Here is a 15,522-nt window from a genome sequence, read left to right on the forward strand (position 1 = left end):
GAGTTCGATTGTCACCCTGGCAGCGGGCAGGCTGTGCCAGCGGCGACAATGCCCGCACCATGATGCAACTGCAGGACATTCTGTTTTCTCAAGGCTTTGGTACACGCCGCGTATGCAGCGGCCTGGTGCAGCAAGGCCGGGTGTCCGTAGGCTCCGACGTGACCCCTTGCCTGGATCCGGCCGAAGTGCTCAACGAAGAGGGCCTGGTGTTCACGGTTCAGGGCGTGCGTTGGGAATACCATGCGCGGGCGTATCTCATGCTGCACAAGCCTGCGGGGTTCGAATGCTCGCACAAGCCAGGGGCCCACCCGAGCGTCTACACCTTGTTGCCTGGGCCCCTGCGTGAACGCGGAGGCAGTGCCGCCGCCGGCGTGCAGGCGGTCGGCCGGCTCGATCACGACACCACCGGCCTGCTGCTGCTGTCGGACGATGGCAAGTTCATCCACCGCATGACCTCGCCGCGCCACCACGTGCCCAAAGTGTACGAGGTTGGCGTCAAGCACCCCCTGTCTCACAGTCAGCTTGATCGCCTGCTGGCCGGCGTGGTGCTGGACGACGATCCCAAGCCGGTGCGGGCTCACGCCTGCGAAGCGGCAGGCGACCTTCACCTGCGCTTGACACTGACAGAAGGCAAGTACCACCAGGTCAAGCGCATGGTGGCTGCTGTGGGCAATCGGGTGGAGTCGCTGCACCGTTCGGCCATGGGCGGCCTGGTGCTGGGGCCTGAACTCCCGCCAGGTCAATGGCGGTGGCTTACGCAGGCCGAGGTGCTTGGATTGACGCAGAAGACTGCAACGACGGTGTGAAGAGCCGGTCGCCGGGGCGTTCAGAGCAGATCGCCCCTGCGGCTGTCCAATGGCATGAGGAAGGAGTTTTCCTGCCACTGCGAATTGAAGTCACTGCGTGGCTCACCCGTGGTGCTGTTGGGCCAGGTCGACAGCGGGCTGAAGTCGCTGTTGCGGTTGTTGCGCTGGCGGGTGAGCGCTGTGCGCAAGTTGGCCTGCGCTGCGATGATGGCGCGCTCCTCCATTTCGCGTTCGCGCATCGAGTGATTCAGGGAGGATTCGCCTAGGAACTCCGCCCGGATTTCCGCCACGGTGGGCAGGCTGTTGGAGCGCACCACCCAGTAGGGAAGTCCGCATTGCGTGAGCAGCGAATGCTTGAGTGTGCGCGTGCTGCGCGGCAGGCCGGCGCTGCCGGGCACGTCCAGGCAGCCTAGCACGCGCCCGTCCGAGCGGCACACGGTAAAGGTGCAATAGACGCCGCCGAGCAGTTTGTACCAGTCCATGCCCTGCTCTCGGTCGCGTGGCAGGGTGAAGCGTGTGACCGGCAGCTTGATCATGATGTGATGGTCGTAGAACGCCCGCGCCAGCCAGTGCCAGACCCGTGCTTCCTCGCTGTTGGCCAGTGCGCGGGTGCTCAGCGGCCAGTGCTTGGGGATGCGGCGACGTTCCCGTGCCTGCTTGTCAGCCCACAGACGATGCAGGAACGCGCCCAGTGCCAGCAGAGCGGGCGCCAGGACGGCCAGCAGCCATGGGTTGATCCAAGTGTTCATTTGGGAGAGCAGTCGCGGAAGTCGAGTTGTATCAAAGTGTAGGCGGTTGTCAGAAATTCGGCGCAATTTGTGGCTTGTGCGCACGGGATTGGTGTGAACTTCTTGGGGTTTGCATGCCATTTGAGGTGAATGGCGCGCTTCCGTTGCGGCGATAGGCCTGGGCACCGCGGATGACCGGGGCGCACCAGCTATCTGCGGAGGTCCGTGCAGGGAGTCCCACTTGGCGCACCGTTGCCAGCCGTTTGTGGGACAAAAGAATAGGAAGAACTGGATTGTGCCGAGGCAGCACGAAGCCGCCTATCCACAAACAGTGGAGTCAGGGGTTGTTGGCGAGAAAGTCCGTAACGGCGATTGTCAAGGCCTCGGGTTGATCGCGGTGCGGGCTGTGGCCGCAGCGCGGCAGTGCCACGCACTGCGCATGAGGCACGGCACAGGAAATGGCCCGCAACTGTTCCATCGTGCCGTATTCGTCGTCCTCACCCTGCACCAGCAAGAGCGGTGCGGTGATCAGGCCACATTCGCCTCGCACGTCGAAGGTGCGGAACGCTGGACTGAGCCAGACATCGTTCCATTGCCAGAACGCGTTGTCGACGTCGGCATGGTAGCGGCCAAGGCGCTGGCGCATGCCGCTTTCATGGTTTTCATATAGCGCCTTTGCTTGCTCGATCGCGCGCAGGGAGATGTCCTCGACAAACACATGAGGCGCGATGGCCACGCAGGCGGTGACTGGATGGCGGCTCGCATGCAGCAGCGCGATGGTGGCGCCGTCGGAATGGCCGACGAGCACAGGGCGGGGAGCGCCCATCTTCTCCAGGAGTTGCGGGAGTACGCTCCAGGCTTCGTGATGCATGTAGTCCGGCCCGTGGCGGCCGACGTGCCATTCGCCTTCCCATCGGGGTTCTCCGCGCACGTCGGTGACGAGGTCCGATTGGCCATATCCCCTGCGCGAAAACAGCCAGCCTGCGCGCTGCGTTACGGCACACAGCGCGGCAGGCCAGTGCTGGCCACGTTGGCGCCACATGGCGACGCTGCCCAGACCTTCGTGCAGAAAAACCAGGGGGGCCTGGCTGGCGGGGCCCGGGATGTGGGCCACTTCCAGCCCGATGCCTGCAATATCGATGCGGTTCATGGAACCATCCTAGCGGCGTGGCCGCGCCTCCGTGCGCGTGGGGTTCTGCAGTCGTGGCCGTCATCGATTGGTTGTATTCTCGACACGATGTCACTGTTGTTCGATTCTTTCTGGCGCGCCGTGGCCTATTGCGTGCACCCGCGGGTGATCGCGCTGTCCTTCCTGCCCCTCATCCTCATGGTTGTGCTGTCGTTCGGACTGGGCTACTTTTTCTGGGAAGGTGCGGTGGCTTCGGTCGCTGCCTGGCTGGAAGCTTTCGATACTGTCCAGGCGTTTCTCGGCTGGCTGGAACAGGCGGGCATGGGTGCGCTGCGCGCGGTGTTCGCGCCCTTGCTGGTGCTGGTGATGGCCACGCCGCTGATAGTGCTGCTGTGCCTGCTGCTGGTTGCCATGTTCATGACGCCCGCCATGGTCGATCTGGTGGGGCAGCGCCGTTTTCCCGATCTCGAACGCAAACAAGGTGGCTCGCTGCTGGTGAGCGTGTTGTGGTCCCTCGGCTCGACGCTGCTGGCCGTGCTGGCGCTGCTGGTGTCCATGCCACTGTGGCTCGTGCCGCCCCTGGTGCTGATCCTGCCACCTTTGATCTGGGGGTGGCTGACCTATCGCGTGTTTGCTTTCGACGCGCTGGCCGTGCACGCCAGCGCCGAGGAGCGCAAGTCCATTCTGCAAAGACACCGCGGCTCGCTGCTGCTCATGGGTGTGCTCAGCGGCTATCTCGGCGCTGCGCCCAGCCTGCTGTGGGCGTCCGGGGCGATGTTCATCGCGCTGGCGCCGCTGCTGGTGCCTGTGGCGATCTGGATATACACGCTGGTGTTCGCCTTTGCTTCACTCTGGTTCTCGCATTTCGCTCTGACCGTGCTGCAGCGCATGAGGACTCAGGCGGCATTCGACATGCGTGATGCCCAGGCGTTCCAGGCGGCCGCCGGCACCACGGCAAGCGGAGCGCCGGTGCTTCCGCTGCCCGCTCGGCCCACACCGCCTTCTTTCCACCAGCCCCCCAACAACCCATGACGCCAGCCTTTGGTCTGATCATCGTCGGCGATGAAATCCTCTCTGGCAAACGCAGCGACAAGCACCTGCCCAAGGTGATCGAGCTGCTGGCGCAGCGAGGGTTGTCGCTGTCCTGGATGCGCCTGGTGGGTGACGACCGCGAGCGCATCACCGAGGCGCTGCGCGAAGCCTTTGCCAGCGGCAATGCCGTGTTCTGTTGCGGCGGTATTGGCGCCACGCCCGATGACCATACGCGCCAGTGCGCGGCCGCGGCGCTTGGCGTGGACCTGGCGCTCCACCCGGAAGCCGAGCTGTTGATTGAAGCCCGCATGCGCGACCTGGCGGCCGAGCGCGGCGAAGTCTTCGACCCGCTGCGTGCCGACAACGTGCACCGTTTCAACATGGGGGTGTTCCCGGTGGGCGCGCGCATCATTCCCAACCCGTACAACCGGATTCCAGGTTTCAGCTGTGATGGGCCGGGAGGTGGGCAAGTGCATTTCCTGCCCGGCTTTCCCGTCATGGCATGGCCCATGATCGAAGGCGTGCTGGACACGGTGTACGCGCACTGCCATCGGCACGGTGCCTGGCTCGAACGCTCGGTGATCGTGTTCGGCGCGATGGAAGCAACGCTCACGCCTCTCATGGAACAGATCGAGCGGGACCATCCGGTCAAGGTGTTCAGCCTGCCCAGCGTGGACCATCCGGAATTCGGCCGCCATATCGAGCTCGGCGTCAAGGGGGCTTCAGTTGCCGTGGTGACCGCCTACGCCGAGTTGCTCGCGGGTTTGGCGGGACACGGCGCCCAGCTAGGCCCCGAAATGGTGCGAAGCTGATCTGCACCAAAATGATGCACTGGTGCGATGCACCTAATGCGTGCACGATCCAGGTTGTGGGCCCAACATCGTGCGGGCAGGCAGCCAGACCGGTGAAGTGACCGTGGGGCCTGACCCGTTGTGGCGCATGGCCTGGGTGATAATTCCGCCGATCCCGTGCAGCGGGTGATCCGCTGACAGGCGTGTGACCCATTCTGTGGCACACATTCTGCTTGTCACCTGCGTCGTTTTCAGTTTCCACTCATCCAGCTACAGGAGTATTTGATGGCCAAGACCGTCGCAGACGTGATGCAAATGGTGAAAGACAACGAAGTCAAGTTCGTTGACTTCCGTTTCACCGACACCCGGGGCAAGGAACAGCACGTGACTGTGCCGATCTCGGCTTTTGATGAAGACAAGTTCACTTCAGGCCACGCGTTCGACGGCTCTTCGGTGGCTGGCTGGAAGGGCATCGAAGCCTCGGACATGCAGCTCATGCCCGATGCCAACACCGCCAACATCGACCCCTTCTTCGAAGAGACGACGCTGTTCATGCAGTGCGACGTGATCGAGCCCGGTGATGGCAAGGCCTACGACCGCGACCCCCGCTCCATCGCCAAGCGCGCCGAGGCCTACCTGAAGGCCTCCGGCCTGGGCGACACTGCCTTCTTCGGACCGGAGCCCGAATTCTTCATCTTTGACGGCGTGCGCTGGAACAACGAACCCGGCCGCGTGATGTACGAGATCGAGGAGTACGAAGCGCCCTGGAACAGCGGTGCCAAGCTCGAAGGCGGCAACCGCGGCCACCGTCCGACCGTCAAGGGCGGCTACTTCCCTGTGCCCCCGGTCGACAGCACGCAGGACATGCGCGCCGAGATGTCCCTGATCCTCGAATCACTGGGCATTCCGGTCGAAGTGTTCCACCACGAAGTGGCGGGCGCCGGCCAGAACGAAATCGGCACCAAGTTCAGCACGCTGGTCGAGCGCGCCGACTGGACCCAGGTGCTCAAGTACGTGGTGTGGAACGTGGCCAATGCCTATGGCAAGACTGCGACCTTCATGCCCAAGCCTTACGCTGGCGACAACGGCTCGGGCATGCACGTGCACCAGTCGATCTGGAAAGACGGCAAGAACCTGTTCGCCGGTGACGGCTATGCCGGCCTGTCCGATTTCGCCCTGTACTACGTGGGTGGCATCATCAAGCACGCCCGTGCCCTCAATGCCATCACCAACCCCGGCACGAACTCGTACAAGCGGCTGGTGCCCGGCTTCGAAGCCCCCGTCAAGCTGGCCTATTCGGCGCGCAACCGTTCTGCCTCGATCCGCATCCCGTACGTGGCCAATCCCAAGGGCCGCCGTATCGAGGCTCGTTTCCCCGATCCTTCGGCCAACCCGTACCTGTGCTTCTCGGCTCTGATGATGGCCGGTCTGGATGGCGTGGAGAACAAGATCCACCCCGGCGAAGCCGCGACCAAGGATCTGTACCACCTGCCGCCGGAAGAAGACAAGCTGATCCCGACCGTGTGCCACAGCCTTGATCAGGCGCTGGAGTACCTCGACAAGGACCGCGGCTTCCTGACCAAGGGGGGTGTGTTCACCGACTCCATGCTGGACGCCTACATCGAACTCAAGATGGGCGAGGTCACGCGCTTCCGCATGGCACCGCATCCGGTCGAATTCGACATGTACTACAGCCTGTGATGGTCCGCCCGGCTTGCCGGGCCGCCTGCTCAGAATTCCCGAGGGACCGCGCGAGCGGTCCCTTTTTGTTGTTCGGGCGGTCCATCACCACCGTTCAGGTTCCGATGGGGCACTTCCGCGCTGGTTTTCGGTCATACTGATTCGCGCTTCGGCCTGCGCCAACGCCTCCCGCCACTGCCCATGGAGATGACCTTCCCTTGAACCTGATGCCCACTCCCACGATCCGGACCCTGGCGGCCGCCACCCTGGTGCTGTGCGTCGTGCAGGCCCATGCCCAGGCGCGCATCTACCGCTGCGGCAATGAATACACGAACGACGCCCAGGTGGCCAAGTCCAGAGGCTGCAGTCTGATGGAGGGGGGCAACATCACCATCGTCGAAGGCACCAAGCCCACGCCTTCGCGAAGCGCTCCGGCCACCACCACACGCAGCGGCAGTGGCTCCGAACGCGTCGACTCGGCGGCACAGCGCGCGCGCGACAGTGATGCGCGCGCCATCCTCGAAGCCGAGCTGCGCAAGGCCGAGGCGCGCCTGGCCGAGGCGCGCAAGGCTTACGCCAACGGCGAGCCCGAGAAGCAGGGCATCGAATCGCGCAACTACCAGCGTTACCTCGACCGTGTGGCCGAACTCAAGGCGGCGGTGGCGCGCGCCGAGAGCGATGTGGCCGGGCTGCAGCGCGAGCTGGGTCGACTTCCGTCGGCCGCCAACGCGGCGGGTTCTGCCGCACAATGAGCGGCTTGAAAAAGCCCACCTTCTCCTCTTTCCTCCCCGCGTCACAGCGTCGCACCACCGCCGAACCGAACGGTACGGCGGCTGCGCGCAAGCCTTCGGCGGCACCTGCCCGCTTCCAGGCGCTCGACCTGCTGGCCACGCTGGTGGCTGTTGTCGATCCGGATGGCCGCGTGCTCTATGCCAATGCTGCGCTGGAGGATGCGCTGGGCATGTCCCGCCGCAGCATCACCGGCTCCATGCTGCAGGACTGCTTCACCGAGCCCGCCCTGCTGGAGAACGCCTTGCAGGGTGCAAGCGGCAACCAGTTCGCCGCGCTGCGCTACGACGCCTGGCTCAAGCGGTTGAACCATGACACATTGCCCGTGCACGTGGTGGTGGCCCAGACCGACAACCCCGGCGACGTGATCGTGGAATTGTTGCCGCTGGAGCAGCAGGCGCGGCAGGAGCGCGAGGAACGCCTGATCGACCAGGCCCAGGCGAACAAGGAACTGATCCGCAACCTCGCGCACGAGATCAAGAACCCGCTGGGAGGCATCCGCGGCGCAGCACAGTTGCTGCAAATGGAGCTGGAGACCCGCGAGCTGATCGAGTACACGCAGGTCATCATCCACGAGGCCGATCGCCTGCAGTCGCTTGTGGATCGCCTGCTCGCACCGCACCGGCGCCCGCATGTGGTGGGGGACGTGAACATCCATGAGGTCTGTGAACGTGTGCGCTCGCTGATCCTGGCCGAGTTTCCCAAAGGCCTGAAGGTCGTGCGCGACTACGACACCTCCATCCCCGAGTTCCGCGGCGACCGCGAGCAGCTCATCCAGGCGGTGCTCAACATCGCGCACAACGCGGCGCAGGCGCTGGGTGATCGGATCGCGGCGGGCGACGCGCGCATTGCATTCAGGACACGCGTGGGTCGGCAGGTGACGTTTGGTAAACAACGCTACCGGCTGGCACTGGAATTGCATGTGATCGACAACGGGCCTGGCGTTCCAGACTCGATCAAGGACCGCATCTTTTTCCCGCTGGTGTCGGGGCGCGATGGCGGCTCGGGCCTGGGGCTCACGCTGGCGCAGACCTTTGTCCAGCAGCACCATGGCCTGATCGAGTGTGAGAGCGTGCCGGGAGAGACGGATTTCAAGATCCTGATTCCGCTGCCCTAGCCAGCAACCGACCGTCGAACGCCGCGCCACAAGAAGGGATGACAACTCAATGAAGCCGATCTGGATAGTGGACGACGATCAATCGATCCGCTTCGTGCTGGAAAAGGCGCTGCTGCGCGAGAACCTGCCCACGCGCAGTTTCACCAATCCGCAGGACGTGCTCAAGGCCCTGATCGACACGCCCGAACAGGAAGGCCCGCAGATCCTTGTAAGCGACATCCGAATGCCCGGTGGTTCGGGGCTCGAACTGCTGGAGAAGGTCAAGGAAAAGCTGCCCGGCCTGCCGGTGATCATCATGACCGCCTTCTCCGATCTGGACAGCGCCGTCTCCGCCTTCCAGGGTGGCGCTTTCGAATACCTGCCAAAGCCCTTCGACCTGCCCAAGGCCGTCGAGCTGATCCACCGCGCCGTGGAAGAGAGCCAGCGCGAGGAAGTGGCCGAGGAACGCATGAACGCCGCGCCCGAGATGCTCGGCCAGGCGCCGGCCATGCAGGACGTGTTTCGGGCCATCGGGCGCCTGAGCCAGAGCCAGGTCACGGTGCTGATCACGGGCGAGTCGGGCTCCGGAAAGGAACTGGTCGCGCGCGCGCTGCACAAGCACTCGCCGCGCTCGGGCGGGCCCTTCGTTGCGATCAATACCGCCGCCATCCCGAAGGATCTGCTGGAGAGCGAGTTGTTCGGTCACGAGCGTGGCGCTTTCACCGGCGCGCAGACCATGCGCCGCGGCCGCTTCGAGCAGGCCGACGGCGGCACGCTGTTTCTCGACGAAATCGGCGACATGCCTTTCGACCTGCAGACTCGCTTGCTGCGCGTGCTCTCCGATGGTCACTTCTACCGTGTGGGCGGCCACAGCGCGGTGCGCGCCAACGTGCGCGTGATCGCCGCGACCCACCAGAACCTGGAACAGCGCGTCAAGGAGGGCGTGTTCCGCGAAGACCTGTTCCACCGCCTCAACGTGATCCGTCTGCGTCTGCCGGCGCTGCGCGAGCGGCGCGAAGACGTGCCCATGCTCACGCGCTTCTTTCTGCAGCAAAGCGCCAAGCAGCTCGGTGTAGAGCCCAAGCGCATTTCCGAAGCGGCCTTGAAGCTGCTGGGCACCTTCGATTTCCCGGGCAATGTGCGCCAGCTGGAGAACGTCTGCCACTGGCTCACCGTCATGGCGCCGGCGCAGGTGATCGAACTCAAGGACCTGCCGCCCGAGGTGCTGTCCATGACGGGTACCTCGGTGGCGGCCGTGTCGGTAGCACCCGAGCTTGCCGCGGCGCCTGTGGCAGCCAGCACGAGCGCTTCGGCGTTGCCCCCGCCAGCTCAGGCCGAGGTGGCCTACGTCGGCAGTGTTGTCGAACCCAGCGCACCGCTGGACGCGGGGAGCGCCGACCCATCCCCGTCGTCCACCCAGGCCTGGGAAAGCGGCTTGCAAGCCGAGGCACTGGCCTTGCTGGAAGAGGGACGCACCGACGTGTGGGATGTGCTGACCCGCCGATTCGAAACCCGCCTGATCCAGACTGCGCTCTCAAACACGCGCGGGCGCCGCATCGAGGCGGCGCACAAGCTCGGCATCGGGCGCAACACCATCACCCGCAAGATCCAGGAACTCAACCTAGAGTGACCACCACCGGCGCATGGTCGCTGGGCTGCGGGTTCTTGCGCGGTGCGCGGTCGATGCTGCAGGCCGTGACCGCAGGGCGCAGCGCTTCGCTCACCAGGATGTGGTCGATGCGCAGACCGCGGTTCTTCTGGAAGCCCAGCATGCGGTAGTCCCACCACGAGTAGCTCTTTTCGGGCTGCTCGAACATCCGGTAGGCGTCGGTCAACCCCAGCCTGAGCAGGTCCTGGAAATGCGCGCGCTCTTCCACCGTGTGGTGGATGGTGTCCTTCAAGCCGACAGGGTCGAACGAGTCGCGGTCTTCCGGCGCAACGTTGAAGTCGCCCATCAGGACAAGCCTTGAGTGCGCTTGCAGTTCTTCGCCCAGCCAGCGGTGCAGCGCCGCCAGCCAGCGCATCTTGTAGGCGAACTTTTCGGTGCCGGGCGCCTGGCCGTTCACGAAATAGCAGTTCACCAACCGCAGCGGGCCCTCGGGGGTGTCCAGCGTCGCCGCGATCACGCGCGACTGCTCATCGCCGTGTCCCGGAATGTTGCGCACCACATCGCGCAGCGGCGTGCGGCTCAGGATGGCGACGCCGTTGTAGGTCTTCTGGCCGAACGCGGCGGCGTGGTAGCCGGCTTCGCGCAGGGCGTCGAAGGGGAACTTCTCGTCGACCAGCTTGAGCTCCTGCAGCCCCAGCGCATCGACAGGGTTGGCCGCCAGCCAGTCCAGCACCTGGGGCAGGCGCACAGCGAGCGAGTTGATGTTCCAGGTGGCAAGTTGCATGGTTCAGATCTTCCGGGTGTAGGTGACGAAGGCGAATGGCAGACCGTTGGCTGCGGTGTGGGCCTCGCGTGCGGTCTGCTGCCATTCGGCGCCCAGCACGGGTGCAAAGACATCGCCCTCGAAGGGTTGTTCGATTTCGGTGATCACGGCACTGTCCGCCAGCGGCAGGGCGGCAGCGTAGATCTGCGCCCCGCCGATCACCCAGGCGTCAGAGCCGGGCGGGCACAGTGCCGCAGCTTGCGACACGGAACCGGCACGCAGCGCGCCTGCCGCCTGCCAGGCTGTGTCGCGCGTGACGACGATGTTGAGCCGGCCAGGCAGGGGCCGGAACTTGGGCGGCAGCGAGTCCCAGGTCTTGCGGCCCATGATGACCGGGCACCCCATCGTCGCGCGCCTGAAATGCGCCATGTCTTCCGGCAGGTGCCAGGGCAGGACGTTGTCCTTGCCGATCACGCCGTTGCTGGCGCGCGCGTAGATCAGGTGCAGGCGGGTGGGTGGTGTCGATGGCATGCGCCTATTGTGCCGCCGGCCCGGTCGGCAGGGCCGGCGCGGGTGGGGTGGACGGCCGCGCCGGCCATAGCACGCTGGCGATCGCGAGCATCACGAACACGATGGCCAGCCAGTCCTGCCAGTGCGGGATCTCGCCGACGATCAGGGTGGCGCTGAGCGTGCCCACCAGCGGAATGGCCATGATGCTCATGGCGCTGGTGGCTGGCGGCAGGTGGCGCGCCAGGCCGAACCAGATCAACTGGGCCACGCCGTAGTTGATGACCACACCATAGGCCAGGGCCAGCCACATCACCAGGCTGAAGCGCGCGGGTGCCGGCACCGGCTCGATTGCGATCGCCAGCACCCAGACCACCGCGCTGCCCATCAGCAGCATCCATACCGTGACCACCATCGGCGAGAGCGTGAAGTGCGAGCGCTTGAAGGTCAGCGTGCCCAGGCCCCAGCAGGCGGCGGCGCCCAGCATCCAGGCAATGCCCGTGGGCCGTCCGCTGAGGCTTTGCAGTTCATGCCACAGCAACAGGCCGATGGCGATGGCCGCGGCCACCACGGCCAGGCGCACGCGCGGCGTGACGCGCTCGCCGAAGAAGGCCGCGCCCAGCAGCACGGTGAAGATGGGCATGGTGAAGCCGATGATGGCTGCGCGCCCCGAGGCCAGTTCCTGCACCCCGAAGATCGACAAGGTGTGCCAGCCCAGCACGTTGGGCAGCGCCAGCCAGGCGATGGTGAGCCATTCACGCCCGTGCGGCCACATGCGTTCGCCGTGTCGCTGCACGTAGACGAACAGCCAGGCCGCGCCCAGCAGCATGGTGCTGGCGCGGAAGTACAGCGGCGTGAGCTCCTGCAGCGAGAGCTTCATCATGGGCCAGTTCACGCCCCACATCAGCGTGAGCGCGAGCAGCGCCCAGAGTTGGCGGCGGCTGATCACGCGCGGAGCACCGGTGCGGCGGCCTTCATACAGCGACCGGGGCCTTGATGGCGGGGTGGTGCTGGTAGTCGAGGATCTCGAAGTCGTCGAGTTCGTAGTCGAAGATCGACGCAGGGCGGCGCTTGATGCGCAGCGTCGGGTAGGGGTGCGGCGCGCGCGCCAGCTGCGTCTGCACCTGCTCGCGGTGGTTGCTGTAGATGTGGCAGTCACCACCGGTCCATATGAATTCACCCACCGCCAGGTCGCACTGCTGCGCCAGCATGTGGGTCAGCAGTGCGTAGCTGGCGATGTTGAACGGTACGCCCAGGAAAATGTCAGAGCTGCGCTGGTAGAGCTGGCAGCTGAGCTTGCCGTCGGCCACGTAGAACTGGAAGAACGCGTGGCAGGGCATCAGCGCCATCTTGCCCAGGTCGGCCACGTTCCAGGCGCTCACGATGATGCGGCGCGAGTCCGGGTTGGTCTTGAGCTGTTTGACGACCTCGGCGATCTGGTCGATGTGGCCGCCGTCGGGCGTGGGCCAGCTGCGCCACTGCACGCCGTACACCGGGCCCAGGTCGCCGTCCTCGCGCGCCCATTCGTCCCAGATGGTGCAGCCGCGCTCCTGCAACCACTTCACGTTGCTGTCGCCGCGCAGGAACCACAGCAACTCGACGATGATGGCCCGGGTGAACACCTTCTTGGTCGTCACCAGCGGAAAACCCTCGTTCAGGTCAAAGCGCATCTGGTGGCCGAACACGCTGGTGGTGCCGGTGCCGGTGCGGTCGGTTTTCTGCACGCCCGTGGTGAACACGTGGCGCATGAAGTCTTCGTACTGGGAACGGATGGGACGGTCGGTCATGGAAGGCGGGCGGAAACGATGGCAGGCAGGGCGGGCGACGGCGGTGTGATGCGCTCATCGAAGGGGTGGTGTTGCAGGGCGAAGACCTGCTGGATGCGCTTGATGTAACCCTGTGTTTCGGGATAGGGCGGTACGCCGCGGTGGCGCTCCACCGCGCCTTCGCCGGCGTTGTAGGCCGCCAGCACCAGCGGCACGTCACCCTGGAAGTAGGCCAGCAGCCATTGCAGGTACGACAGGCCGCCGCGGATGTTCTGCTCGGGGTCGAAGGGCTTGCGCACGCGAAAGCGCGCGGCGGTCTCTGGGATGAGCTGCATCAGCCCCTGCGCGTTCTTGTCCGAGACGGCGTTCACGTTGAAGTTGGACTCCGCCTTGATCACGGCGTACGCCAGACCGGGCTCGATGCCGAACTGCGGTGCGAGCTTGTAGACGATCTTCATGATGCGCTGCTGCTCGGGCGTGTTCACCCAGTCTCGGTAGCGTGTGACCAGCACCCGGTCCTCGGCCGCCCGTCGCTCCTGTTCGGCGAGCACCTCGGCACGCTGCTGCTTGGCGCGTTCGGCGTGCAGCACGCACTCGGGTGTGTCGGCCGGCGTACCCAGGCGCTTGAACATGATCTCGGCGTGCGCGTCACCGAGCAGCGCGGCGCGCGCGAACCAGTGGGCCGCGTAACCGTCGTGGCGTGGCGTACCGCGGCCGTGGGCATACAGCCAGCCCAGCTTGTAGGCCGAGTACACGTCACCGGCGAGCGCGGCGCGGCAGTACAGCGCGATGGCGGCATCGGTATCGCGCGCCGCACCTTCCCCCAGTTCCAGTGCCCGCGCCTGCTCGCGCCATGCACGGAGCTCGCCGGCCTCGGCCGCGTGCACCGGCACCGTGGCGCAGAGCATCCATACGAGCGGCAAGGCAACGAGGGGGTGGACTTTCATGGACTGACGAGAACGCGGCCGGGGTTCATGGTCTGTTGGGGGTCGAGCGCCTGTTTGATGGACCGCATCAGACCCAGCGCCACAGGGTCCTTGTAGTGGGGCAGGTGGGCGGACTTCAGACTGCCCACGCCATGCTCGGCGCTGATCGATCCATCGTAGCGCGCCACCGCATCGAAAACCAGCGCGTTCACACGTGCTTCCTGCTCGTTCAGGAATTTTTTGGCATCGGCGCCGGTGGGCGCCTGCACGTTGTAGTGCAGGTTGCCGTCGCCCAGGTGGCCAAAATTCACCAGCCGCACGCCGGGGATCTCCCGCTGCAGCAGGTCGTCGGTCTCGGCGCAGAATGCCGGGATGCGCGAGACCGGGATGCTGATGTCGTGCTTGATGTTCAGGCCTTCCTCGGCCTGCGCCAGCGGGATGCTCTCGCGGATGTGCCACAGACCGCGCGCCTGCGCCAGGCTCTCGGCCACCACGGCGTCGCTCACCAGGCCGTTCTCCAGCGCGGTTTCGAGCAGGCGCTCGAACCGGGCGCGCGCGTGTTCCTCCGATTCGCTGTCGCTGTTCTCCAGCAGCACGCAGTAGGGGCTGTCCTGCCACAGTGGCACGCGCAGCGCGGGAAAGTGCCTGTCGACCAGGCCCAGCGCGAACCGCCCCATGACCTCGAAACCGGTGAGACCCGCGCCCAGGTGCTGGTGCGCCTGGCCGAGCAGGGCCACGGCGGCTTCCAGCGTGGGCACGGCGGCCCAGGCGGTGAGCTGGGCCGTGGGCAGGGGATACAGCTTGAGCGTGGCCGCCGTGATCACGCCCAGCGTGCCCTCGCTGCCGATGAACAGGTCGCGCAGGTCGTAGCCGGTGTTGTCCTTGCGCAGTCCGCTGAGGCCTTGCCACACCTCGCCCTGCGCAGTCACCACTTCCAGCCCCAGGCAGAGATCGCGCGCATTGCCGTAGCGCAGCACCTGGGTGCCGCCGGCGTTGGTGGCCATGTTGCCGCCGATGGTGCAACTGCCTTGCGCTGCGAGGCTCAAGGGAAACAGGAAGCCGGCCTGTTCGGCGGCCTCCTGCACGTGCTGCAGCACGCAGCCGGCCTCCACCGTCAGGGTGAGGTTGGCCGCGTCGATGGCGCGCACGGCGGTCATGCGCGCGAGACTGAGCACGATCTGCGTGCCCGTGTCGTCCGGTACCGAGCCCACCACCAGACCGGTGTTGCCGCCTTGCGGGACGATGGATGCGCCCGCCGCCGCGCAGGCGCGCACCACGGCGGCCACCTCGGCGGTGCTGCCCGGGCGCACCACGGCCAGCGCGCGGCCCCGGGCGCGCTTGCGCCAGTCCTGTTCCCAGGCGGAGAGATCGGCAGCCGGATCGTCGTGCGTGAGCACCTGGGCCGGCCCCACGGCCTGGCGCAAAGTGGCGAGCAGTGCCGTGCTCATGGGCGCGCGGTGCGGGCCACGTCCGCCGCCACGGCCTCCTTGCCGGCGGCGCGCAGGCGCATGCGCACGTGCAGCGCGCAGGCCACGAACAGCGCCACGCACAGCAGCACCTGCAGCACCGCCAGGGCCATGGAGAGCCCGGACTCGCTGGTGGCGCGCACCACGCCTTCGGTGAAGTACAGCCAGACCAGCAGGCTGACCCAGCGGTAGGTGTACATGCGGTTCTTCAGCAGCCCGGCCAGTGGCAGGGTCAGCGGCAGCACCTTGATGGCCCACCACGAGCCACCCTCGCGCAGCGGCGCCAGCCACAGCTCCCAGGCCAGGCCAAGCACGATGAGCCCGAGCAGGCTCGCCACTGCAAGCCAGCGCGTGCCGCGCACGGCGAAGGCAGGCCCGGGAACGCCAACGGGATCGGCGGGGGAGGAAAGGGGGGAGGAGGGAGCGGGCATGGG

16 protein-coding genes are annotated in these 15,522 nt (G+C 65.9%); 7 read left to right on the plus strand and 9 right to left on the minus strand.

The genetic code is table 11. The features are described 5' to 3' along the window. Positions 1-62: 62 nt before the first annotated feature. Positions 63-806 carry a 16S rRNA pseudouridine(516) synthase gene (locus tag K5880_RS05620; RefSeq protein WP_297649800.1) on the plus strand — a complete coding sequence of 248 codons (744 nt, stop codon included), beginning with the start codon at positions 63-65 and terminating at the stop codon, positions 804-806. A gap of 20 nt (positions 807-826) precedes the next feature. On the opposite strand, the gene K5880_RS05625 is transcribed toward K5880_RS05620, so the two are convergent. Further along, entirely contained in the window at positions 827-1,555 is a 729-nt protein-coding gene (locus tag K5880_RS05625) for a hypothetical protein (RefSeq protein WP_297649669.1), read from the minus strand. Between the two features lie 316 nt (positions 1,556-1,871). Beyond that, the gene (locus K5880_RS05630) at positions 1,872-2,684 is read right to left on the minus strand and encodes an alpha/beta hydrolase (RefSeq protein ID WP_297649671.1); all 813 of its coding nucleotides are present in this window, start codon (positions 2,682-2,684) and stop codon (positions 1,872-1,874) included. A gap of 87 nt (positions 2,685-2,771) precedes the next feature. Between K5880_RS05630 and K5880_RS05635 the strand changes: the two genes are divergently transcribed. The 6 genes from K5880_RS05635 to ntrC all read left to right on the plus strand — a co-directional run bounded on the left by K5880_RS05635 (position 2,772) and on the right by ntrC (position 9,681). Beyond that, the gene (locus K5880_RS05635) at positions 2,772-3,695 is read left to right on the plus strand and encodes an EI24 domain-containing protein (protein ID WP_297649673.1); all 924 of its coding nucleotides are present in this window, start codon (positions 2,772-2,774) and stop codon (positions 3,693-3,695) included. Continuing rightward, complete coding sequence (locus K5880_RS05640; RefSeq protein ID WP_297649675.1) at positions 3,692-4,507, plus strand: molybdopterin-binding protein; 816 nt, start codon at positions 3,692-3,694, stop codon at positions 4,505-4,507. The genes K5880_RS05635 and K5880_RS05640 overlap by 4 nt, the downstream gene beginning before the upstream one ends. Positions 4,508-4,771: 264 nt before the next feature. Then, positions 4,772-6,187 carry a type I glutamate--ammonia ligase gene (glnA, locus tag K5880_RS05645; RefSeq protein WP_297649677.1) on the plus strand — a complete coding sequence of 472 codons (1,416 nt, stop codon included), beginning with the start codon at positions 4,772-4,774 and terminating at the stop codon, positions 6,185-6,187. A gap of 206 nt (positions 6,188-6,393) precedes the next feature. Then, positions 6,394-6,918, plus strand: coding sequence for a hypothetical protein (locus K5880_RS05650; protein ID WP_297649679.1), 525 nt, complete (start codon positions 6,394-6,396; stop codon positions 6,916-6,918). After that, complete coding sequence (gene glnL, locus K5880_RS05655) at positions 6,915-8,072, plus strand: nitrogen regulation protein NR(II) (RefSeq protein ID WP_297649681.1); 1,158 nt, start codon at positions 6,915-6,917, stop codon at positions 8,070-8,072. The genes K5880_RS05650 and glnL overlap by 4 nt, the downstream gene beginning before the upstream one ends. 49 nt (positions 8,073-8,121) lie before the next feature. Next, positions 8,122-9,681 carry a nitrogen regulation protein NR(I) gene (ntrC, locus tag K5880_RS05660; protein ID WP_297649682.1) on the plus strand — a complete coding sequence of 520 codons (1,560 nt, stop codon included), beginning with the start codon at positions 8,122-8,124 and terminating at the stop codon, positions 9,679-9,681. On the opposite strand, the gene xth is transcribed toward ntrC, so the two are convergent. The 7 genes from xth to K5880_RS05695 are packed head-to-tail and all read right to left on the minus strand — an operon-like array spanning position 9,668 to position 15,519. After that, on the minus strand, positions 9,668-10,444 hold the full coding sequence (xth, locus tag K5880_RS05665; RefSeq protein ID WP_297649684.1) for an exodeoxyribonuclease III: 777 nt from the start codon (positions 10,442-10,444) through the stop codon (positions 9,668-9,670). The genes ntrC and xth overlap by 14 nt on opposite strands. 3 nt (positions 10,445-10,447) lie before the next feature. Further along, positions 10,448-10,954, minus strand: coding sequence for a dihydrofolate reductase (locus K5880_RS05670; RefSeq protein WP_297649686.1), 507 nt, complete (start codon positions 10,952-10,954; stop codon positions 10,448-10,450). A gap of 4 nt (positions 10,955-10,958) precedes the next feature. Continuing rightward, positions 10,959-11,879, minus strand: a complete 921-nt coding sequence (locus tag K5880_RS05675; protein ID WP_297649688.1) for a DMT family transporter — start codon at positions 11,877-11,879, stop codon at positions 10,959-10,961. Positions 11,880-11,904: 25 nt separating this feature from the next. Further along, positions 11,905-12,717 carry a thymidylate synthase gene (locus K5880_RS05680; RefSeq protein WP_297649690.1) on the minus strand — a complete coding sequence of 271 codons (813 nt, stop codon included), beginning with the start codon at positions 12,715-12,717 and terminating at the stop codon, positions 11,905-11,907. Then, positions 12,714-13,643 (minus strand): lytic transglycosylase domain-containing protein, encoded by a 930-nt coding sequence (locus K5880_RS05685; protein WP_297649692.1) that lies wholly within the window; start codon positions 13,641-13,643, stop codon positions 12,714-12,716. The genes K5880_RS05680 and K5880_RS05685 overlap by 4 nt, the downstream gene beginning before the upstream one ends. Next, the gene (locus K5880_RS05690; protein WP_297649694.1) at positions 13,640-15,070 is read right to left on the minus strand and encodes an FAD-binding oxidoreductase; all 1,431 of its coding nucleotides are present in this window, start codon (positions 15,068-15,070) and stop codon (positions 13,640-13,642) included. The genes K5880_RS05685 and K5880_RS05690 overlap by 4 nt, the downstream gene beginning before the upstream one ends. Next, positions 15,067-15,519, minus strand: coding sequence for a DUF2069 domain-containing protein (locus tag K5880_RS05695; RefSeq protein ID WP_297649696.1), 453 nt, complete (start codon positions 15,517-15,519; stop codon positions 15,067-15,069). The genes K5880_RS05690 and K5880_RS05695 overlap by 4 nt, the downstream gene beginning before the upstream one ends. Positions 15,520-15,522 lie beyond the last annotated feature (3 nt).

The sequence above is a fragment of the Hydrogenophaga sp. genome, from assembly GCF_025699295.1.
Lineage (GTDB): Bacteria > Pseudomonadota > Gammaproteobacteria > Burkholderiales > Burkholderiaceae_C > Hydrogenophaga.